The organism is Dyella sp. 2YAF14, from assembly GCF_052114725.1.
Taxonomy (GTDB): domain Bacteria; phylum Pseudomonadota; class Gammaproteobacteria; order Xanthomonadales; family Rhodanobacteraceae; genus Dyella.
Genome location: NZ_JBFRFH010000001.1, coordinates 461,218 through 480,472, shown reverse-complemented (window position 1 = coordinate 480,472; position 19,255 = coordinate 461,218). Strand labels below are relative to the sequence as shown.

The following is a 19,255-nucleotide window of genomic DNA, read 5'->3' as shown; positions in this document are numbered from 1 at the left end:
CTCAAGAACTTACGTCCATGTGGTCATGGCAAATGCTCATAAAGAGAGCTTGCTGCGCTGTCATCTCACTGTCATAAACCGTCTACACTCTGAGGTGATAGCGCCGGCGGGTTGGCCGCGCGCGTCCGTTTTTTCCGAGCGCTTACGTGGGGAGAAACACATGCGCAGCAAGCTGGCAGTTGCCCTGGCCTTCGCCGTATGCGCGACCGGCGCGCATGCCGATGGCAATAGCAATAACAATAGCTTCAACGACATCTTCACCAACGGCCACGTCGATGGCGAGTTGCGTCTCTACGACTTCGACCGACTGTACGACACGCCGGCTACACCCGACGCACATGCACTCTCACTGGCGGCATTGATCAACGCACAGACCGGCGCGTTCTGGGGTGGCTTCAGTGTCGGCGGCTCGTTCGTGACCGCGAATATGTTGGGCACCAAGGACGACAACCCCGCCAAGGTCGACACCTCGCTGATGGGCCCCAACAGTTCGCTGGGTGCCTGGAGTCAGGCTTATCTGCAGTTCAAGCGCGACTGGTTTCTGTTCCGTGGCGGTTACCAGTACCTCAATACGCCGTGGATGGGCGGCAATGATTCGCGCGTGATTCCTTCGTCGTACAACGCGGCGCTGGCGCAATTCACGCCGCTGAAAGACTGGAACATCTTCGCCATCCGCACCTTCAGCTGGAAGAGTCGAACCTCGAACGGCATGTACGACGACAACCTGTACTACCCGTCGAAATACAGCGGCGATTCGATGTACGGCAATAACGGCGCGCTGCCGCTGACGGCGCCCGAAGCCAACGGCACCTGGGCCGCTGGCACCAACTACACCGCCGGCGGTTTCAAGGGCGAAGCCTGGTACTACGATTTCCTGCGCTTCGCGCGAATGGGTTACGTCAACGGCAGCTATACGTTCACCACCGGCACGCCGTTCAATCCCTTCATCGCCGTACAGGCGCTCGAAGAGAACAGCAGCAGCGACAACATCCTCGTGCAGACCCATACCAAGCTGGTGGGCGTGGGGGGCGACCGGGTGAAGGCCCAAGCGTGGGGTGCGGACATCGGTACGTCGATCTATGACGGCCGCATCGACTTCTCGTACAACAAGCTCGAAGGCGAATCCGGTGCGGTCGGCAATGGCGCGCTCATCTCGCCGTATACGGTCAACTACGCGACCGATCCCCTGTTCACCACGTCGATGATTCGCGGCCTGGTCGAAATCGGCCCGGGCCACGCATGGAAGGGCCGGGCGCAATACAACTTCTTCGACAAGAAGCTGCAGTTGGTGGCGGCCTACGCGAAGTACGACTCGGTCGAACGCGGCACCAGCCACGACTTGTACTTCGACATCATCTACAACATGGACAGCGTGCTCAAAGGCCTGCAGTTGCGCGACCGCTGGGAGCGCTCGGTGGGCGGCATCGCCAACCTCAATCCGGGCAATGAGTCGTTCACCTATAACCGCGTGATGATCTCGTACAAGTTCTGATCGACCCGCGCTGGCGGCGCGTGGCCGCCAGCGCCATCCCGCGGCTTGCATCGATCGCGCGTTCACGCCGTCGCGACAAAAAAGTGCTTGACTGTCGATTAACCAAGTGGTTAATTGACGACCATGGCCACTACCCAAGACAGCTTGTCGCTCACCTTCAGCGCGTTGGCCGACCCCACGCGACGCGCCATCCTGACCCGCCTGGCCAGGAGCGACGCCACCGTCGGTGAGCTGGGCGAACCCTTCGACATGTCGGCACCGGCCATATCCAAGCACCTGCGCGTGCTGGAAGGCGCCGGCCTGATCGCACGGGAAGTGGACGCCCGCTGGCGTATCTGCCGTCTCCGGGCGGAGCCCATGCATGACGCGCACGATTGGCTGGAGGCCTATCGCCGTCATTGGGAAGACAGCCTGGATCGACTGGTTGAGTTTGTCGAACAGACCCATCGCGCCGATGCAAAGAAGCGTGGCAAAGGCGCCCCACGTGTACCGAGGAAAAAGCCATGAGCACCCAAGCTGCAACGTTCGAGCTGGAAATGACCCGCTTCATCCGCGCGCCGCGGGAGAAAGTGTTCGATGCTTTCACTGACGAATCCGCGCTTGCCGCATGGCACTGCCCACGCGGCCTGCATGTTGGCGAGGTGGCGACCGATGTGCGAGTGGGCGGACGCTACCGCGTCACCATGGTGAAGAAGGACGGCACCGTGCACGGCTCCAGCGGCACCTACCAGGTGATCGAGCGGCCCAAGTTCCTCGCCTACACCTGGGCCTGGGATGGCGAAGGCGACCTCGCTGCGCGCACCACGCTGATCGAGGTGACGCTGACCGAGAAAGACGGCGGCACGCAGCTGCACATGCGCCACACCGGCTTCCCCGATGCGGCCATCCGCGACGACCACAACCAGGGTTGGACGTCTGTCTTCAACCGGCTGGCGGACTATCTCGATCCAGATGGCTCAGCCGGATCTGTGGTGTTGGTGGGCAGTCCGATCAGCCCGTACGTGCGTGCCGTACGCATGGCGATGGCGGAGAAGGGCGTGGCGTACGCGCTCAAGTCGGTGGCCCCGCATTCGGCCGAGGCCGATGCGATCCATCCGTTCGGCCGCATCCCGGCCATGTACGACGGCCCGCTGCAGTTCTATGAAACGCGCGCCATCCTGCGCTACATCGACGAAGCCTTCGATGGACCGGATCTGCTGCCCACCAGTGGCGTCACCTCGCGCGCCAGGGCGGAGCAGTGGTACAGCGTGTTGGACGATTACGGCTACGACGCCATCGTCTCGCGCTTCATCCTGCAATACATGTTTCCATCGGGCCCCGAGCCGGACCGCGCCATCATCGACGCTGCGTTGCCCGATATCGACCGCCTGTTGGCCACGTTGGATGCAGGCTACGGCCAGCGCGATTTCCTGGTCGGCAACACACCGTGCATCGCCGACTATCTCGCCGCGCCGCTGCTCTATTCGCTGGCGCAGACGCCGGAAGGCCCAGGCCTGTTGGCGAAATATCGCAACGTGCAGCGAGCCATGCGGGTGATACAGGCACGGCCCAGCTTCATCGCGGCGGAGGCTGCCGTCGAGGGCGATCGCGCCGCCTCCAACGTCACGCCGTTGCGCAAGGCGAGCGCTGCGTAACGAATGATGAGTAAGCCGGCCGGAGCAACGCTGCCGTTGCTCCGGCCTCGCAGCACTCAATAGAGCGGCGTGCCTGCGTTATAGGCACTCACGAACGACTGCCAGTCCAGCGAAACTTGGGCCGCGTAGTTGAAAGCGAATGTCGACAATTCCGACTGAAGTCCGCTTGTGCTGCTGACCGCAGCGGTAATCTGCTTGTCGATGCTGTACGACACGATGGCGCTGTTGTAGTCCTGGTCGGAGATCGCGTGCGCCGAGGCGAGTGCCTGTCCCAGATACGTGGCTGCCGTGTTGAGCTTGCCCGCGCTGCTGAGCTGGGTGTAGTCAAAATCTTCCTCGAACGGCGACTTCTCGTGGAAGTAAAAGGCCATGCCATTGATGGTGGCGTAGCCGATCAAGACGTCCGCGTTGAGGGTCTGCGCCTTGGCGGTCATCGCGACGCGATTGGCCTCGTTGTTGCTGTAATCGGCGGCAGGCAGCTGGCCGTTGTCGGCCTCTGCCACCACGCTGCCCAGTTCCTGCTTGAGCTCGAGGATCACATCGTCCGAGGTCGACGTCGATGGGCCTTCGATCAGCACGTAGTAGCGCAGCTTGCCCAGGCTGCCCACGCCGGAGCCGAGCTTCTGGCGGATATCCTTCACCTGGTAATAGCTGGCCGCGTAGCGCTTGGACGATGAAATGCTGCTGATATAGCTGTTCATCGCCGCCACGATGGCGTTGTACGTGCTGCTGTTGACCGCGGCAAGGGTGCCGGCGATGGTCTGGAAGGTGCGGGTGCTGCCGCTCACCTGGGTGTACTTGCTCAGCAGGCTGGCGCGCGAGTCGCCCTTGGAATCGCTGATGGTGTCTTGCACGGCGCCGGAGGTATTGCCGTTCTTCAGCTGGAAGCTCAGCTCGTCGCTGCTGCCCTTGAAGTCGTTCATCTCGCTCATGTACGCCGACACCATCGTATTGATCGCGGTGGTGATGTCGCTGTCGGCAATGCCGTTGGCGCGGCCGGCCAGCACCATGCTGGTGGCGAGGCGGCGCAGGTCCCACACGTACTGGCCGAGATAGCCCTCGTCGAAATCGTCGGCAGAGAACACGTTGTTGCCGCTGCTGTCCTGCCACGCACCGAAATTGCCGATGTGCGCATCGCCGCCGATCCAGGTGAAACCCGTCTGTGACGTCGTATACGCCGACGCCGGGAGCGTGGTCATGTCCTGGTAGAAGATGTGGTCAGTGCCGCGATAGAAGTTGAACGCGCTCGCCGCCATGGTCGACATCTTGGTGGCGAGTTCGGCGCTGTCCGTGGCGGCCAGCGGATGATTGGTGTTGTAGATCTGCGATACCACCCAGCTGGTACGCGACGTGGCTGCCTGGGCAGCCGAAGCGAACAGCAGGCCGGCCGTAGCCAGTGCCAACAAGGCCTTCTTCATTGGGTCATCCCCCCGGATGCGTGAACCAGGCGCGGACCACCCGCGCCGGACAAGGTCGCCGCGGATTCAAGCAATGCGGGGTGACAGCGGCATGACGCTGGCAAGGCCGGCAAGACCTTGCGACGTCGTCAAGGATGGGGACGAACGACAGTGCGTCCGCTGAAGCGGGTCAGGCGGTGACTTCGCTCGCCGCCACTGCCAGCCCGGACACCACGCCCAGCGACGGATCGCCGTGCACCAGCGGAACCTCGGGGAAACACGACTGCACGCGTGCCTTGACCTGGGGCGAGCGCGAGGTGCCGCCGGTAAGGAAGACGCTGGCGGGCAGGGTGGCCAGGTCGTCGCGCACGGTGGTGAGTGTGCGCTCCAGCTGGATGAGGAAGGGCTCGATGGCCGTGTCCAGATCGCTGCGCGTGGTGTCCACGGCGAGGCCGTGTTCGATGAAATCCAGCGGCGCACGATGGGTGATGTCGCTGCTCAGCATGATCTTGGTGCGTTCGGCCGTCTGATTGAGCCGCGTGGTGGCGCCCAGTTCCTGCAGGGCACGCAGGCGTGGGCCATAGGGCGCGGCGACCAGGCGATAGTTCTGTTTGCGGAACTCGCGCTGCTTGGGCAGGTTGTGCACGCTGGCCGCTTCCACGAACTGGTGCTGCGGAATGCGCACGATGTCCTTGCCCATCAGCGGCATGAAGCTGTGCAGACTCACGCCCACGTCCAGATCGGTGCCGCCCTTGGGCAGGCCCCAATTGCGCGCGATGAACGGCGATGCGTCGCCACCCAGCTCCGCATGCGTCACGTCGGTGGTGCCGCCGCCGATGTCCACGATCAGCGCGTGCTGCCGGTCGCTGAGGCTCTTGTGGTAATGCATGGCCGCTGCGGCGGGCTCTTCCAGGAAACTCACCTCGTCAAAACCCGCCGCCGCCGCCGCTTCGCGCAGAATCTCCATGGCCTGTTCGGAACCTGCCGCGCCCATCGAGCTGCGGAATTCCACCGGGCGTCCAATCACCGCGCCGCGCACGGCTTCACCGAACTGGCGGCTGGCGGTGAGACGAATGTGCTCGAGAATATGCGTGGCAATGTGCACGATCACCTTGCGCACCTGCGGGTCCAGTCGATAGCCGAACATCGACTTGGGCGATTCGATGAGGTTGCCGCCGCCGCTTTCCAGATAGCCTTCCACCGCGTCTTCGCCGAACAGCGCATGCTGGAAGCTGGCGACCGAGGCGGTGGCCGCGCGCGCCTGTTCTTCCATCCATTGGCGGCGGACCACGCGCAAGGCATCGCGGCGCAGGTCGGCGTCCGAGCGGGCCGCCTCGTTGCCTGCCGCAGCGAGTCGGCGCAGATCGAGTCGGGCCGAGCGCATATGGGCTTCCATCTGCGCTTCCAGCTCGGGCGTGAGCTCGAAGTCGTTCGGGTCAGGCACCAGTTCGGGGAAATACACGGCCGTGCGGAACTGCTCGGCGGCGCCGAAGCGCACGAGCGTGAGTTCGCCGCCGATGATGGCGGCGGCCGCCGAATAGCTGGTGCCGAAGTCGATGCCGATGTGCATAGAGAAGCCGCGCGCTTAGGGGCAATCAACCATTATCTCAGGTCTGGCGATGGCGTGCCGAGATGGTGCGTCTCATGCCATCTGCGAGCGCGGCTCAATGGGGCGGTATCCCGGCAGCGCCGCGGCAATCGCACATGCCCAACCCCCGGGTTATAAGCATGTGCGATGTCGCGGCCGGGCGTCAGTGCGCCTTCCGGCGTGCTGAACGTAGAACGGGCTCATCGGCTTGACCGTCGACACCATCGGGTCTTTGGCCTGAGCGAGCATCTGCTGAAGCGGGGTGCACAGTGCGCCCATCACGCGCAATGCGCCATTCCCCATGTGGCACAGGACGGGTGTCGTAGGGATGGGACTACCCGCGGCTCATGGTGGCTGAGTGGCGCCCAGGCCCATCGCCGCCTTGGACCTCATCGCCGAGAGTAGGTCCGCGGCCGTCTCGCTTGAGAACGTCGGCGGCAAACACCACATTGGAGGTCAGCTGCGTTGGGGAGTTTCTGGCACTAAGCACCTGGGTCTGTCGACGGCATGCCAGCCCCGCCGCGCACCACTGTCACCTATGGGAAGGACCAACACATGAGCACGAAAACCGAAACGGCGATCCTGGCTGGCGGCTGCTTCTGGGGCATGCAGGATTTGCTGCGGCGTTACCCGGGCGTGTTGTCCACGCGCGTGGGCTATTCCGGTGGCGATGTGCCCAACGCTACTTACCGCAATCACGGCACGCACGCCGAGGCGCTGGAGATCGTGTTTGATCCCGGCGTGATCAGCTATCGCCAGATTCTGGAATTCTTCTTCCAGATCCACGACCCCAGCACCAGGAACCGCCAGGGCAATGACGTGGGCATGAGCTACCGCTCGGCGATCTTCTATCTCAGCGACGAGCAAAAGAAGGTCGCGGAAGACACCATCGCCGATGTCGACGCCTCGGGTCTGTGGCCCGGCAAGGTGGTCACCGAAGTCACGCCGGCCGGTCCGTTCTGGGAGGCCGAGCCGGAGCACCAGGACTATCTGGAACGCATTCCCAACGGCTACACCTGCCACTTCCCGCGAGCGGAGTGGACCCTGCCTCGGCGCGTGCAGTAATCAATGAGTGATGGAAGGGGCGGTCCAAGCGACCGCCCCTTTTTTTTTGACGCATAGGCGCGACATGCCGCTAGTCGTGCCCGGGCCAGAGTATGGCCTGGGCAACCACTACATGTTCGCCGTTGAAGGTGGCCGCGGGCGACCCGTAGAGTTCGTAGCCCAGCGCCAGCGCCTCGGAGACCCGCTGGCAGAACGCGGCGTCATCCTTGCCGGTGAGCAGGCGGTAGCGCGGTAGACCATCGGGTGGCGTGTTGGACATGCGAAGTCTCCTCGAACTTGACAGTTGCTGCGGCGCTTGAGTGTACGCAAGGTGTGGATCAGCCTGATCGCGCACTAGGTAGAAACACCTGGTTTCATCCCGTATTTCCCCGCATGTACTTCTTGCTGGCTGCAAAGGAAAGTACCGGCTACAGGGACCAAAGACGGAGAGCGCCTTGCGATATCGACATCTCTCGTTGGCGCTTGCGCTGCTTTCCTTCGCCGCACACGCGCAGTCTGCTTCGGACGAGGCAGCGGGCAATGACTCAGCCGACCTGGCCAAGAAATTGTCGAACCCCGTGGCGTCGCTGATCAGTGCGCCGTTTCAGTTCAACTACGACAGCAAGATCGGACCCGATGAACGCGGTCACCGACTGACCATGAACATCCAGCCGGTGGTGCCGATTTCCATCAGCGACGACTGGAACATGATCTCCCGCACGATACTTCCGGTGACCAGTCAGGCCGACATCTCGCCTGGCGCCGGCAGTCAGTCGGGCATTGGCGATATCACGCAGAGTCTGTTTTTTTCGCCTAAAGCACCGGGCGCCGGCGGCATCATCTGGGGCGCCGGTCCCGCCTTCCTGTTGCCCACGGCCACGGATGATCTCCTGGGTGCGAAGAAGTGGGGACTTGGACCCACGCTGGTGCTGCTCAAGCAGTCCAAAGGTTTCACATACGGCTTTTTGACCAACCAGATCTGGTCGATTGCCAGTGTGAAAAACAATCGCGACCGCGCTCCGTTGAGCAGCCTGTTCTTCCAGCCGTTCCTGTCCTACACCACGCCTACCGCCTGGACCTACGGCGTAAATGCCGAGTCCACCTATGACTGGCACGCGCATCAAGCCGCGGTGCCGCTGAACTTCACGGTGGCCAAGCTGACCAGGATGGGCAGGCTGCCGGTGAGCTTTACCGGCGGCGTGCGCTACTGGGTGGCCAGCAGCGCCGCCAGTCCGCACGGCTGGGGTTATCGCGCAGTAGTGACCTTGCTGTTTCCGCAGTAAGCCGACTGACAACCAGAGCGGCGAGATCCTCATGGGATGAATGCGATCCAGCCGGTCGCCGCGCTGTCGCTTAGCGTGCGAGCACTCAGCGAACTGGTTCACCGAATACGATGCGGTGACCATCGGGCGTCACGATAGCGAACTCGCGCATGCCCCATGGCTTGTCGTCCAGCGCATGCCAGATCGGCACGTGCTTCGACAGCACTTCCCGATAAAGGGCGGTGGCATCGCTCACGTGCAGATAGGCAAACCAGGAGTGATCCTGGCACTGCGAGATAGGTTGTGCGTCCGGGCAATCGCCGATGCGCAGGCGGCAGGCGCCGCGTTGCAGGAAGGACCAGCCATCGACGCGCAGGCTTTCTTCGAAGCCCAGCTTGTCGATGTAGAAACGTCGCGATATCTCCAGATCGTTGACGGCCAGCACGAAGGTGGACGCGATGATCTCAGGCATGGCTCGCTCCTTGGCGATGGCTTACAGATGATCGGCGTCGATCACGGCCTTGGCGAATGCTTCGGGTGCTTCCTGTGGCAGGTTGTGGCCGATACCGCCGGTGACTAGGCGGTGCTCGTACTTGCCTGTGAACTTCTTGGCGTACGCGCTCGGGTCAGGGTGCGGTGCGCCGTTGGCGTCGCCTTCCAGCGTGATCGTCGGCACGCCGATGGTGGGCAGCGCGGCGAGTTTCTTTTCCACCGCGTCATACTGCGCCTCACCTTCGGCCAGGCCCAGACGCCAGCGGTAGTTGTGGATGGCCACGGCCACCTGGTCGGGATTGTCGAACGCCGTGGCCGAGCGCGCGAAAGTCGCATCGTCGAACGCCCATTGCGGCGATGCCTGTTGCCAGATGAGGCGGGCGAAATCGTGCGTGTACTTGGCGTAGCCGGCTTCGCCGCGCTCGGTGGCGAAGTAGTACTGATACCACCACTGCAGCTCGGCCTTGGGCGGCAGCGGCGCGCGGTTGAGTTCCTGGCTGCCGATCAGATAACCGCTGACCGATACCAGCGCCTTGCAGCGCGCCGGCCACAGCGCAGCCAGGATGTCCGCCGTGCGGGCGCCCCAGTCAAAACCGGCGACGACGGCCTGGTCGATCTTGAGCGCATCCAGCAGCGCGATGGCATCGACGGCGAGTGCGGCCTGCTGGCCATTGCGCTTGGTGTCCGCCGAGAGAAAATGCGTGTCACCGTAGCCGCGCAGGTAGGGAACGATCACGCGATAACCAGCGGCAGCGAGGATGGGCGCCACATCGACAAAGCTGTAGATGTCATATGGCCAGCCATGCAGGAGCAGCACGGGCTTGCCGTTGGCCGGGCCGTCTTCCGCATAGGCCACATCCAGTACGCCGGCCTTCACGCGCTTCAGCGGCTTGAATGATGTGTGGCCGCCCGTGACGCTGTGCTTGACCGTGGTGTCAGCCGGTTTGGCCGTCTGCGCACTGGCGAGCGACGCGAGGCCGAATGGGGCGATCGCAAGTCCCATGGCCGTTGCTCCCAGGAAGGTCCGGCGCTGCTGATTGATCTGATCCGACATGAAACATCTCCCTGCGGGTTGGTGTGCCCACATAGAAGACCATGTCCCTGTGTCTGCTCTGTGTGGAGGCGCGGGGGAATTGAAAGTTCGTGTACCAGACAAGCCTGTCGATACATTGGGATACAAAACGACCCGGCCCCCTTTTGTAGCCGGCCGAGTGCCTCCATGCTGGCGCTGGGAGAGGGCCGTTTGCCCCACGCTTAGCTGCCAACAGGGAAGGGATATGGCCTGGCTGGATCCGCCGTGGTTTACCCCGGAAGCGCTGGCCGCCGAGTGGCGCAAAGATCTAGGGAAATGGCTGATTGGCGTGGCGACTACCGCCGTGGTGTTGGCCCTCCTATGCCACCCCGAAGCCGTACCCACGGCGATCTGTATCGACTCCGTTGGCATCGACGTTTTTCTCGCGCTGCTGGAAATGCAGTTGATTGTCGCGCTGGTGATCTCGCGCGACCCGTTGCTGGAGTTCTTTCGGACAGCCTACGTGTCTGATGATCCACTAGGCGCCGTGCTGCGCAAGACAACGTCGTTTGTCCGATATATGCGCGAAGCGTTGCGTGGGTCGTTTCGAGCGTAAGCGGCGCTTTCCGTTTGAGGAAGGCTCGGGGAATCGATGGCGTGACCCCAGCAGCGCGCATCAACGCGCGCTGCATGGTTCTATCTGCCCCCGGTGCGATTCAACGCATCTGATACGGATGGAAGATGTGATCCTTGGCGGACACTTTTACGTGGCAGGTGTGGCCGCAATCGGAGACACCGGTGGGGTCGGCTGTGAAGGTGCTGGTGGTTGCGTCGAAATCGAACAGCGCATAGCCCCAGCCGGCGCTCTTGGGGAATCGCTTGCTGTCTTTCTCGATGACGAAAGCCTGGGTGAAGACGTCTGGCACGTCCACGGCAAACGGGGCTTCGGTGCTCTTCTTGAACTTCCACTGCAGCTTGGCGATCTTGGAACCCTCGGGGAAGGGTTTGCCATTGCCGGGGATGCCCGATTTGTAGGCCTGGATCATGATCGGGTTGGCGACGATCACCTTGAGCACTTCGTCGGTACGTGCGGAGGAGACCACGGACCAGTCTTCATAGCCCTTGAAGTCGGCGAAGGCGACACCGCTGGGCGACACGAGCGAGTACTTGTCTTTGATGCTGACGCCGGCTTTGGCCTTGTCCTGCGCATACAGGGCCGATCCACCCAATACCACCAGCATGACGGCGGTGGTCGCAATGGCGAGCTTGCTTGTGCGCTTCATGGCTACTCCTCGCATGGTTGTCGTGGACGCGCGTGGTCTGCGGACGTCAGTTCATCGGCAGGATCACAAATCATCGCGATGCGTAAATCCATCAGACGAAGGTGTCGATGCCTGGCATCGAGGCCTGAGCATGTTTCATCTTCGAAACGCCCCTGCGTCTGCTCGACGCCGACTTCACAAGGGCCATCCGCGGTGGCCCAGGTTTCGCCATGGTGGGCGCGCAGGCGGAAGTCGACGTGAAGACCGCCCATGGGCGGCGATGGGATGAAAGCGTTTTCTAAACTTCCGTGGAGCTGCGCCGATAAAACGTGAGCGCGGAGTGATTGGCTCCGTATCCCGGAGCGAAAATGTTGGTACTGGTCGGTGCAGTAGTGGTGCTCGCGTGCGTGCTCGGCGGCTTTGTGCTGTCGCACGGCCAGATCCTTGCCTTATGGCAACCGTATGAGCTGCTGATCATCGGCGGCGGCGCGCTGGGTGCGTTTCTTTCGGCCAATTCGTCCAAGGTGGTCAAGGCCGCATTGCGTGATGTGGGCGGGCTGCTGAAAGGGCCCAAGTACAACAAGCAGGACTATGTGGATCTGCTGTCGATGCTCTACGAGCTGTTCAGCCTGATCCGCAAAGAAGGCTTGCTCGGCGTGGAGGAGCACATCGAGGATCCGCAAGCGAGCCCGCTGTTTTCCGCCTATCCGCGCCTGCAGCGCGAGCATCACCTGATCGAGTTCACCACCGATTGCCTGCGCCTGATGGTGGGCGGCAGCATGAATCCGCATGAGCTCGAACAATTGCTGGAAGTGGAGCTGGAAACCCATCATCACGAAGCGGTGGCGCCTGCGCTGGCGGTGACCAAGCTCGCCGATGCGTTGCCCGGCTTTGGCATCGTGGCGGCGGTGCTGGGCATCGTCACCACCATGGGACAGCTCGATGGCGACACCTCGCGCATCGGCATGCATATCGCCGGCGCGCTGGTCGGCACCTTTCTTGGCATCCTGCTCTGCTACGGCTTCATCGGCCCGTTGGGCGCAGCGATGGAAAACCGGGTGCAGGAGGATGGCCGCGCCTTCGAGTGCGTGAAGATTGCACTGCTGGCGAATCTGCGCGGCTACAACCCCAAGGTGGCGGTGGAGTTTGCGCGCAAGTCGCTGGCGACCAACACCCGGCCGCGCTTCCAGGATCTGGAGGAACATCTCAAGTCGCCGCGCGCCAAGGCGGCCACGTGAGCGAGCAGGGCGAACCACCGCTGATCGTCATACGCCGCAAAAAGCGGCACGGGCATGGCCATCATGGTGGCGCCTGGAAGGTCGCCTATGCCGACTTTGTCACCGCGATGATGGCGTTCTTTCTGGTCATGTGGCTGATCGGCGCGGGCACGCGCGAGCAGCGCGCGGCCATCTCCGAATACTTCAAGAACCCCAGCATGCTGCAGGGCACGGCCACCATGGCCCCGCCGGGCCAGATGGGGCCGGGCGGCGCCAGCACCAGCATGATCAAGGCCGGTGGTGCGCTGGATTTGCCGCATGGGCCAGGCAAGGATCGCCAGGGCGCAGCGGCGGCGAGCGCCGATCCCAAAGAAATCGAAAAGGAAGCGCGCAAGCAGGAACGCGCGCGGCTGGAAGAGTTGATGCAGCAGCTGGAGGCGGCGATCGAGAAGAGCCAGGCGCTGGCGCCGTTCAAGGATCAGTTGCTGCTCGACATCACGCCTGAAGGTCTGCGCGTGCAAATTGTGGACAAGCAGAATCGCCCGATGTTCGACCTGGGCAGCGCACAACTGCGGCCCTACACCACGACGATCCTGCAGGAGCTCGCCGGCTTCATCAATCGCGTGCCCAATCGCATCAGCCTCTCCGGTCACACCGACGACGCCCCGTACAGCAGCGATCATCAATACAGCAACTGGGAGTTGTCCGCCGATCGCGCCAACGCGGCGCGGCGCGCCTTGCTCTCCGGCGGCCTCAGCGAAGAAAAAATCGCACGCGTGGTCGGACTGGCCGCCTCGGTGCCATTCGATCGCGTGAACCCCGGCGACCCGATCAACCGTCGCATCAGCATCATCGTGATGAATCGGCAGGCGGAGGCCGCCTCGCTGTCGCAGGAAAGCGCTGGCGTCGAACACAACGCGCCTGCGTTGCTGCCCGCGATGGCATCCATCGTGCCGGCGAAACCGGCCATCATTGCCGTATCGGGAACGGGCGCCGCCGGTGGCAACGCAGGTGCTGCTGCAGAGGTTCACGCCGACTCGCCGTGAGGCGTGCCCGGCTTAATCGCTGGCCAGCCGATCGATGACCAGATCGAGCAGGGCGCGCAATCGTGCCAGTCGCCGCAGATCGCGGTGATAGCCGATCCAGGTATCGCGCGTGGGTGGTTCTTCTTTCATCGGCAGGCGTTCGATGCCTGGCGTGGCATCGCCCAGCGGCCGCGGCAACACCGCCAGGCCGGCGCCGCTGGCACACAGGCGTGCGTGCACGTCGCGGGCGTTGCTGCGGAAGGCGACGCTGGCGTTGGGAAACTGTGCGCGCAGCCAGCTCACGTCGGGCAGCTCGCCGAACGCCTGGTCCATGGTGATCAGAGATGCGCCCTTGCCGTCGCCGACTTTCGGTTTGCGCGCGCCTTTGTGCAGATAGACGCCATAGTGCATGCGCAACAGTTTTCGCGAGACCACGTCGGGCTCGTCGAATGGCTTGATGCGAAAGGCGAGATCCGCTTCGCGGCGCGCCAGGCTGAGCTGGCGGGTGTCCGTGAGCAGTTCCACCGTGACGCGCGGATGTTGCTGCGCGAACTCGGCGAGTACGGGCGCCAACACCTGGGCGCCGAACCAATCGGAAGACGTGATGCGCAGCAGGCCATCGAGCTCCTGCTGCTGGCCGGCCAGTTCGCGCTGGAAACTGAGTACTTCCTGTTCCATGCGCTCGGCGTGCCGGCATACCAGTAGGCCTTCCTCGGTGAGTACAAAACCATCGCTGGTCCGCTGGAACAGGGTCTGGCCGATCGCCGCTTCCAGGGCGCGCAAGCGCCGGCCCATGGTGGGCTGGGTTTGTCCCAGCGTGCGCGCCGCGGCGCCCAACGTGCCCTCGCGGGCGATCGCGAGGAAAATGCGCAGGTCGCTCCACTCCATCGTCGTGTTCCCCGCCCGTTGAGTGTGCCATGCAAAGTTGCATGGATAGCATGCGATTTATTTAGTTTTCATGCAATTTGGACTGGCGTAGCTTGGACGCATCCGAACGAGAGGCCTTGGCCATGAATGCAAACCCGTCCATGCAGGCCGCTGTGCTGGAGCAGCACGGCCCAACCTTCCGCCGCACGGCCATCGCGCGGCCCAATCCCGGCGAGGGGCAGGTGTTGGTGCGTATCCTGGCCAGTGCGGTCAATCCGCTGGACCTGAAGATCCGCGACGGCAAGGCCGAGCACGCGCGGCACCCGCTGCCGGCGATCCTTGGAATCGACATGGCGGGCGTGGTGGAGAGTGTCGGGCCGGGCGTCAGCGCGTTTCGCGCAGGCGAGGAGGTCTATGGCATGACGGGAGGCGTGGGCGGCGTGCAGGGTTCGCTGGCCGAGTACGCCGCGGTGGATGCGCGCCTGCTGGCGCCTAAGCCGGCCCACTTCACCATGCGCGAGGCGGCGTCCTTGCCGTTGGCCTTCATCACCGCATGGGAAGGTCTGATCGATCGCGCCCAGCTGAAAGCAGGGCAGCATGTGCTCGTGCAGGGCGCCGGCGGCGTGGGCCATGCCGTCATCCAGCTGGCGCGCGCATTCGGTGCGACAGTGGCCGCCGTTGACTCGGCGTCGAAGGCCGCGCAGATCCGCGTCTGGGGGGCGACGCCCATCGAACGCGGCACGCCGGTGGAGCGCTACGTGGCCGAGCATGCCCAGGGCCGCGGTTTTGACCTGGTCTACGACACCGTGGGCGGCGAGGGGCTGGATGCCTCGTTCAAGGCTGTCAAACGCTTTGGCCATGTGGTGAGCGCGCTCGGTTGGGGCACGCACGCGCTGGCGCCGTTGTCGTTTCGGGCCGGCACGTACTCGGGCGTGTTCACGCTGTTGCCGCTGCTGAGCGGCGAAGGCCGCGAGCATCACGGCGGGATCCTGCGCGAGATCACTCGCCTTGCCGAGACGGGAAAGATCGTACCGTTCGTTGATCCACGGCACTTCAACCTCGACACGGTCGCCGACGCCCATGCCCTGATCGAGCGGCGCGAGGCACGCGGCAAAGTGGTGATCGACGTCGCGCCCTGAAACGAAAACGGCCGGCGAGTGCCGGCCGTTCCAGGGTGAACCGAAGAGGATTACTCCTCGCCGTCTTCCTCGTCTTCCTCTTCCTCGCCTTCGTCCTCGAAGGTTTCGAGTTCTTCGACGCGCAGGAAATTGGGCGCCGCATCGGCAAAGCTCACCTGCTTGCCGTTGGCCAGCATCGGGCGCACGTCACGCTGCGTGCTGCCGTTGCGCACCGACTCCACCAGCGCGAAACACACCAGCGCCTCGGCGCTCTCGTCGCCGTCTTCGTCGAACACGGCAACCCAACCCGTGGCGGGCATGATCTGGAGGATGTTTTCTTGTGAGGACATGACACTTCCGGTTTGGGGAAACGAGGAAGCTTGCCGGGTGCCCGGCGGGACTGCAAGCGACGATTTCATGACTGCGCATGTATAGGGGCGCGGCGGCAAAAACGCCCCAAATCTCTCCGCGATAGTGCGCTCTCCATGGTGCTGCCACGCCGCCCGGTTACCGTACGGAAGGCCGGATCAGCGAGGCCGCCGCCGCGACCTCGGCCATCTGGCGAAGGCCGCAGCAAGGACGCTGCCGACGACGAAGACGCGACAGCTTTTCTTTCGGACAGCTGTCGGCCCGTTCTCGCGAACGGCCGTGGGGAGCCGTTTTGCAGCAGCGTATGGTGAAGACCGTGGCGTCGCCAGGACCTGGTTCGATGACGTACGCAGAAGAGGGGCTTTTCTGTTTGTCATATGCCTCTTGGCGTGCGCAGCGTCACAGAATTGCCCTACTATCACGCGATGACAAATCCTGCGACTCAGCCCCCTATGGAAGGACATCGTGGCAGCCTGGCTTGTGTAGGCCTGGGCATGACCCTGGGTTCGCACCTGACGCCTCTGGCGCGCAGTCATATCGCGCAGGCGGACGTGGTGTTTGCCGGTGTCTCCGACGGCATCGTGGAGATGTGGCTGCAGCGCATGCATCCGGACGTACGCAGCCTTCAGTCCTACTACCAGGAAGGCAAGTCGCGCCTGACCACGTACCGGCAATGGGTCGACCTGATGATGGCCGAAGTGCGTGCCGGCAAGCGCGTCTGCGGCGTGTTCTATGGGCATCCCGGCATCTTCGCGTGGTCGCCGCACAAGGCCATCGAAGCGGCGCGCGCCGAAGGGTATGCGGCCCATATGGAGCCGGGCATTTCTGCCGAGGACTGCTTGTATGCGGATCTCGGCATCGACCCGGGCCGGTTCGGCTGCCAGCATTACGAGGCCAGCCAGTTGCTGCTGTTTGAACGCCGCATCGACCCGACCTGCTACCTGGTGCTGTGGCAGGTGGGCCTGGTGGGAGATCGTTCGCTGGCGCGCTTCCAGACCGGTTCGGCCTATCGGCAGGTGCTGGTGGAACTGCTCAGCGAGCACTATCCGCTGGACCACGAGGTGATCGTTTATCGCGCAGCGACCTTGCCGATCCAGCAACCGCGCATACGGCGCGTCCCATTGCGGGAGCTGCCTCATATCGAATTGCCGGCCGAGGAAACCGTGGTGCTGCCGCCCGCGGAAAAGCTCAAGCCAAACCTGGCCATCCAGGCACGCCTGGCGGCGCTGGACGAATTGGAAAAGGCCGGTTTACCGGCCTGACGGGATACAGTAGTCGCATGCCACGCGGGAAGGGCGCGGGGTGCGATGACAGGGTGCTGGCGGGTGCTGCGTGCTGTGGGACGCAGAATCCGACAGGCAGTTGCAAGACCATCATCGGAAGAAAACCGGGGGAAACGTATGACTGACACGATGGATTGGCTGGAGGCCATTGGCCAGGACGCTACGCTGCGTCACGCCTCGGCTGATGAATTGAACGCCACGCTGGAAGCGGCCGAAGCATCTGAAGCGCTCATGGCGGCGGTGGCGTCCGGCGACAGTGGCTGGCTGTCGCAGGAGCTGGGGAAGCGGGTCATGCATGTGACGCAGAGTTCCCAGACGTTCCCCGAAGGCGACGAGCCGGAACGCGAGGACGAAGGGGAGCCGCTCGACCCGGCCCAGCCGGAACGTACGGCGACGCCCAAAGGCTAGGCGAGCAGCATGCCGCGTTCGTGGCACCGCAGTTGGCCATGGCTCGCTTTGGCGGGCCTGGCCTTCTGCGTGCTGATCGACGTGGCACAAGCGTCGGCGCAGATCGCTGATCCCGCCGCGTTCCTGCAACAGACCGAACGGGTGCGCACCAGCGACCATCCGCGGTTTCTACAGATGCTGGCGCAGATTCGCGGCGAGGCATCGTCGCTGGCGCCACAGCAGCATTGGTATCTGCGTTATCTCGAAGCGTGGCAGACGGCGTTTGAGGGTGATGCGGCCAAGGCCAATGACATGCTGCGCGATGTCATCGATCACTCGGGCGATGCGGTGCTCAAAGCCAAGGCGTCGGCCTTGCTGATGCACAACCTGGGGATCAACAGTCATTACGAAGAGGCGTTTACGCTAGCCAATCAATTGGCGACGGACTTGCCCAACATCACGGACAACCTGGCCCGATTCACGGTGCTTGCCAACCTGTCCCAGCTGATGGTGTTTGCCGGTCAGAGCGACCTGGCCGTGAAATACGCCACCATGATGGAGGAGACACTGCCTCCCGGCGAAACCTTGTGCAATCCGCTATCCATGGAGATCGGTGCGCTCGACAAGAGCAATCGACTTACCTCCGACAGCCCGAAGTTGCAGGAGGGCATCGATACCTGCGTGGCCGCCGGACAGCCGGTATTCGCCAACACCTTGAGGCTGATCAAGGGCGAGCGATACCTGACCGAAGGGCAGCCGACCAAGGCGGTTGAGCTGCTGACCCAGATGCTGCCCAGCATCAACGCCAACCGTTACTACTCCCATATGCGCGCCGTGCAGGTACAGCTGGCGGTTGCCTATGAAAAGTTGAACGACGACAACAGCGCCCGCAAAGCGGCGCTCGCCGTGCTTGCCATGAGCAGCCCGGACGAAGTCAGCGAGTGGATGCGCGAATCCTATGGCGTGCTGTACCGGATTGAGAAGAAGCGTGGCAATGCGCAGACCACCCTTTCCTACTACGAACGCTACGTGGCCCAGGACAAGGGCTATATCGACAGTATCAGCGCCAGGACGCTGGCTTACGCCGCCGTGCAGCAACACATGCTGGCGCAGAAGCTGGAGACGGAAGGGCTGAGCAAACAGAACAGCATTCTTCGCCTGCAGCAGGCGCTGGACACCAAGGCGGTCGAGACCAGCCGCCTCTACATCACCTTGCTGCTGCTGGTTTTGGTATCCATCGTGTTCTGGCTGCTGCGCATCAAGCGCTCGCAGCTGCGCTTCAAGATGCTTTCCTATCACGACGGTCTTACCGGCATCTTCAATCACCAGCATTTCGTGAGCGAGGCCGAACGTGTGCTGCGCGTGCTGGAGAAGCGCCATGGCGGCGCCTGCCTGATCTCGATCGACCTGGATCACTTCAAGCAGATCAATGACACGCATGGCCACGCGACCGGCGATGTGGTGCTCAAGCACACGGTTGCGTTGTGCAAACGCCAGCTTCGGCCGACCGATTTGTTTGGCCGCCTGGGTGGCGAAGAGTTCGGCATCCTGCTGCCCGACTGCTCGCAAGAGCAGGGCATGGCGATTGCCGACCGCATCCGCACGGCGATCGAGGCGACGCCGGTGTCCAGCGATGGCGGACTGGTCGCCTTCTCCGCCAGCATCGGCCTGGCAGCGACCGATAGCTGCGGCTATGAGCTGCAACGCCTGCGCAAAGAGGCGGATGCGGCGCTGTATCGCGCCAAGCGCACGGGGCGCAATCGCGTCATGACCGATACGGAAAGCGACGGCCTGGTCCGGGTCTGA

The 19,255-nt window shown here is 63.3% G+C and carries 20 protein-coding genes; 12 read left to right on the top strand and 8 right to left on the bottom strand.

The window, feature by feature from the left end; genetic code table 11:
• Positions 1-160 precede the first annotated feature (160 nt).
• The 3 genes from AB4Y82_RS02315 to AB4Y82_RS02305 all read left to right on the top strand — a co-directional run bounded on the left by AB4Y82_RS02315 (position 161) and on the right by AB4Y82_RS02305 (position 3,126).
• Positions 161-1,492, top strand: coding sequence for a hypothetical protein (locus AB4Y82_RS02315; RefSeq protein WP_441604249.1), 1,332 nt, complete (start codon positions 161-163; stop codon positions 1,490-1,492).
• Between the two features lie 123 nt (positions 1,493-1,615).
• The gene (locus AB4Y82_RS02310) at positions 1,616-1,999 is read left to right on the top strand and encodes an ArsR/SmtB family transcription factor (RefSeq protein WP_441604248.1); all 384 of its coding nucleotides are present in this window, start codon (positions 1,616-1,618) and stop codon (positions 1,997-1,999) included.
• A complete protein-coding gene (locus AB4Y82_RS02305) occupies positions 1,996-3,126 on the top strand; it encodes an SRPBCC domain-containing protein (protein ID WP_441604247.1) in 1,131 nt (376 codons plus the stop codon). Before AB4Y82_RS02310 ends, AB4Y82_RS02305 begins: the two co-directional genes overlap by 4 nt.
• Positions 3,127-3,182: 56 nt before the next feature.
• Here the strand turns inward: AB4Y82_RS02305 and AB4Y82_RS02300 are convergent, their stop codons facing one another.
• Together AB4Y82_RS02300 and AB4Y82_RS02295 are read right to left on the bottom strand one after the other, a co-directional pair.
• On the bottom strand, positions 3,183-4,544 hold the full coding sequence (locus AB4Y82_RS02300) for a DUF2252 domain-containing protein (RefSeq protein ID WP_441604246.1): 1,362 nt from the start codon (positions 4,542-4,544) through the stop codon (positions 3,183-3,185).
• Positions 4,545-4,713: 169 nt separating this feature from the next.
• The gene (locus tag AB4Y82_RS02295; RefSeq protein WP_441604245.1) at positions 4,714-6,093 is read right to left on the bottom strand and encodes an Hsp70 family protein; all 1,380 of its coding nucleotides are present in this window, start codon (positions 6,091-6,093) and stop codon (positions 4,714-4,716) included.
• 573 nt (positions 6,094-6,666) lie between these two features.
• Between AB4Y82_RS02295 and msrA the strand changes: the two genes are divergently transcribed.
• Positions 6,667-7,176 carry a peptide-methionine (S)-S-oxide reductase MsrA gene (gene msrA / locus AB4Y82_RS02290; RefSeq protein WP_441604244.1) on the top strand — a complete coding sequence of 170 codons (510 nt, stop codon included), beginning with the start codon at positions 6,667-6,669 and terminating at the stop codon, positions 7,174-7,176.
• Positions 7,177-7,246: 70 nt separating this feature from the next.
• On the opposite strand, the gene AB4Y82_RS02285 is transcribed toward msrA, so the two are convergent.
• Positions 7,247-7,435 (bottom strand): DUF1737 domain-containing protein, encoded by a 189-nt coding sequence (locus AB4Y82_RS02285; protein ID WP_441604243.1) that lies wholly within the window; start codon positions 7,433-7,435, stop codon positions 7,247-7,249.
• A gap of 175 nt (positions 7,436-7,610) precedes the next feature.
• Here AB4Y82_RS02285 and AB4Y82_RS02280 point away from each other — a divergent pair, with 175 nt between their 5' ends.
• Positions 7,611-8,438: a transporter gene (locus AB4Y82_RS02280; protein ID WP_441604242.1), complete on the top strand. Its 828-nt coding sequence runs from the start codon at positions 7,611-7,613 to the stop codon at positions 8,436-8,438.
• Positions 8,439-8,523: 85 nt separating this feature from the next.
• Here the strand turns inward: AB4Y82_RS02280 and AB4Y82_RS02275 are convergent, their stop codons facing one another.
• Positions 8,524-8,889, bottom strand: coding sequence for a bleomycin resistance protein (locus tag AB4Y82_RS02275; RefSeq protein WP_441604241.1), 366 nt, complete (start codon positions 8,887-8,889; stop codon positions 8,524-8,526).
• A gap of 21 nt (positions 8,890-8,910) precedes the next feature.
• Complete coding sequence (locus AB4Y82_RS02270) at positions 8,911-9,963, bottom strand: alpha/beta fold hydrolase (RefSeq protein WP_441604240.1); 1,053 nt, start codon at positions 9,961-9,963, stop codon at positions 8,911-8,913.
• Between the two features lie 223 nt (positions 9,964-10,186).
• On the opposite strand from AB4Y82_RS02270, the gene AB4Y82_RS02265 reads away from it, so the two are divergent.
• Positions 10,187-10,537, top strand: coding sequence for a hypothetical protein (locus AB4Y82_RS02265; protein WP_441604239.1), 351 nt, complete (start codon positions 10,187-10,189; stop codon positions 10,535-10,537).
• A 100-nt stretch (positions 10,538-10,637) separates the two neighbouring features.
• On the opposite strand, the gene AB4Y82_RS02260 is transcribed toward AB4Y82_RS02265, so the two are convergent.
• The gene (locus AB4Y82_RS02260; protein ID WP_441604238.1) at positions 10,638-11,204 is read right to left on the bottom strand and encodes a cytochrome P460 family protein; all 567 of its coding nucleotides are present in this window, start codon (positions 11,202-11,204) and stop codon (positions 10,638-10,640) included.
• A gap of 347 nt (positions 11,205-11,551) precedes the next feature.
• On the opposite strand from AB4Y82_RS02260, the gene motA reads away from it, so the two are divergent.
• Together motA and motB are read left to right on the top strand one after the other, a co-directional pair.
• Positions 11,552-12,421: a flagellar motor stator protein MotA gene (motA, locus tag AB4Y82_RS02255; RefSeq protein WP_441604237.1), complete on the top strand. Its 870-nt coding sequence runs from the start codon at positions 11,552-11,554 to the stop codon at positions 12,419-12,421.
• The gene (gene motB, locus AB4Y82_RS02250) at positions 12,418-13,446 is read left to right on the top strand and encodes a flagellar motor protein MotB (protein WP_441604236.1); all 1,029 of its coding nucleotides are present in this window, start codon (positions 12,418-12,420) and stop codon (positions 13,444-13,446) included. Before motA ends, motB begins: the two co-directional genes overlap by 4 nt.
• 12 nt (positions 13,447-13,458) lie before the next feature.
• On the opposite strand, the gene AB4Y82_RS02245 is transcribed toward motB, so the two are convergent.
• A complete protein-coding gene (locus AB4Y82_RS02245) occupies positions 13,459-14,313 on the bottom strand; it encodes a LysR family transcriptional regulator (protein ID WP_441604235.1) in 855 nt (284 codons plus the stop codon).
• Between the two features lie 122 nt (positions 14,314-14,435).
• On the opposite strand from AB4Y82_RS02245, the gene AB4Y82_RS02240 reads away from it, so the two are divergent.
• Complete coding sequence (locus AB4Y82_RS02240) at positions 14,436-15,431, top strand: zinc-dependent alcohol dehydrogenase family protein (protein ID WP_441604375.1); 996 nt, start codon at positions 14,436-14,438, stop codon at positions 15,429-15,431.
• Positions 15,432-15,481: 50 nt separating this feature from the next.
• Here AB4Y82_RS02240 and AB4Y82_RS02235 read toward each other — a convergent pair whose 3' ends face one another.
• A complete protein-coding gene (locus AB4Y82_RS02235) occupies positions 15,482-15,760 on the bottom strand; it encodes a hypothetical protein (RefSeq protein ID WP_121878735.1) in 279 nt (92 codons plus the stop codon).
• A 471-nt stretch (positions 15,761-16,231) separates the two neighbouring features.
• On the opposite strand from AB4Y82_RS02235, the gene AB4Y82_RS02230 reads away from it, so the two are divergent.
• From AB4Y82_RS02230 to AB4Y82_RS02220, 3 genes are all read left to right on the top strand, one after another.
• A complete protein-coding gene (locus AB4Y82_RS02230) occupies positions 16,232-17,041 on the top strand; it encodes an SAM-dependent methyltransferase (RefSeq protein WP_441604234.1) in 810 nt (269 codons plus the stop codon).
• Positions 17,042-17,179: 138 nt separating this feature from the next.
• Complete coding sequence (locus AB4Y82_RS02225) at positions 17,180-17,470, top strand: hypothetical protein (protein WP_441604233.1); 291 nt, start codon at positions 17,180-17,182, stop codon at positions 17,468-17,470.
• Positions 17,471-17,479: 9 nt separating this feature from the next.
• Entirely contained in the window at positions 17,480-19,255 is a 1,776-nt protein-coding gene (locus AB4Y82_RS02220) for a tetratricopeptide repeat-containing diguanylate cyclase (RefSeq protein WP_441604232.1), read from the top strand.

What these genes read in the sequence shown, in the direction of transcription:
- AB4Y82_RS02315 (WP_441604249.1), top strand. Translation starts at nt 161, where the DNA reads ATGCGCAGCAAGCTGGCAGTTGCCCTGGCCTTCGCCGTATGCGCGACC.
- AB4Y82_RS02245 (WP_441604235.1), bottom strand. Translation starts at nt 14,313, where the DNA reads ATGGAGTGGAGCGACCTGCGCATTTTCCTCGCGATCGCCCGCGAGGGC.
- AB4Y82_RS02310 (WP_441604248.1), top strand. Translation starts at nt 1,616, where the DNA reads ATGGCCACTACCCAAGACAGCTTGTCGCTCACCTTCAGCGCGTTGGCC.
- AB4Y82_RS02275 (WP_441604241.1), bottom strand. Translation starts at nt 8,889, where the DNA reads ATGCCTGAGATCATCGCGTCCACCTTCGTGCTGGCCGTCAACGATCTG.
- AB4Y82_RS02270 (WP_441604240.1), bottom strand. Translation starts at nt 9,963, where the DNA reads ATGTCGGATCAGATCAATCAGCAGCGCCGGACCTTCCTGGGAGCAACG.
- AB4Y82_RS02305 (WP_441604247.1), top strand. Translation starts at nt 1,996, where the DNA reads ATGAGCACCCAAGCTGCAACGTTCGAGCTGGAAATGACCCGCTTCATC.
- motA (WP_441604237.1), top strand. Translation starts at nt 11,552, where the DNA reads ATGTTGGTACTGGTCGGTGCAGTAGTGGTGCTCGCGTGCGTGCTCGGC.
- AB4Y82_RS02285 (WP_441604243.1), bottom strand. Translation starts at nt 7,435, where the DNA reads ATGTCCAACACGCCACCCGATGGTCTACCGCGCTACCGCCTGCTCACC.
- AB4Y82_RS02240 (WP_441604375.1), top strand. Translation starts at nt 14,436, where the DNA reads ATGAATGCAAACCCGTCCATGCAGGCCGCTGTGCTGGAGCAGCACGGC.
- AB4Y82_RS02265 (WP_441604239.1), top strand. Translation starts at nt 10,187, where the DNA reads ATGGCCTGGCTGGATCCGCCGTGGTTTACCCCGGAAGCGCTGGCCGCC.
- AB4Y82_RS02230 (WP_441604234.1), top strand. Translation starts at nt 16,232, where the DNA reads ATGGAAGGACATCGTGGCAGCCTGGCTTGTGTAGGCCTGGGCATGACC.
- AB4Y82_RS02295 (WP_441604245.1), bottom strand. Translation starts at nt 6,093, where the DNA reads ATGCACATCGGCATCGACTTCGGCACCAGCTATTCGGCGGCCGCCGCC.
- AB4Y82_RS02300 (WP_441604246.1), bottom strand. Translation starts at nt 4,544, where the DNA reads ATGAAGAAGGCCTTGTTGGCACTGGCTACGGCCGGCCTGCTGTTCGCT.
- msrA (WP_441604244.1), top strand. Translation starts at nt 6,667, where the DNA reads ATGAGCACGAAAACCGAAACGGCGATCCTGGCTGGCGGCTGCTTCTGG.
- AB4Y82_RS02220 (WP_441604232.1), top strand. Translation starts at nt 17,480, where the DNA reads ATGCCGCGTTCGTGGCACCGCAGTTGGCCATGGCTCGCTTTGGCGGGC.
- AB4Y82_RS02225 (WP_441604233.1), top strand. Translation starts at nt 17,180, where the DNA reads ATGACTGACACGATGGATTGGCTGGAGGCCATTGGCCAGGACGCTACG.
- AB4Y82_RS02235 (WP_121878735.1), bottom strand. Translation starts at nt 15,760, where the DNA reads ATGTCCTCACAAGAAAACATCCTCCAGATCATGCCCGCCACGGGTTGG.
- AB4Y82_RS02260 (WP_441604238.1), bottom strand. Translation starts at nt 11,204, where the DNA reads ATGAAGCGCACAAGCAAGCTCGCCATTGCGACCACCGCCGTCATGCTG.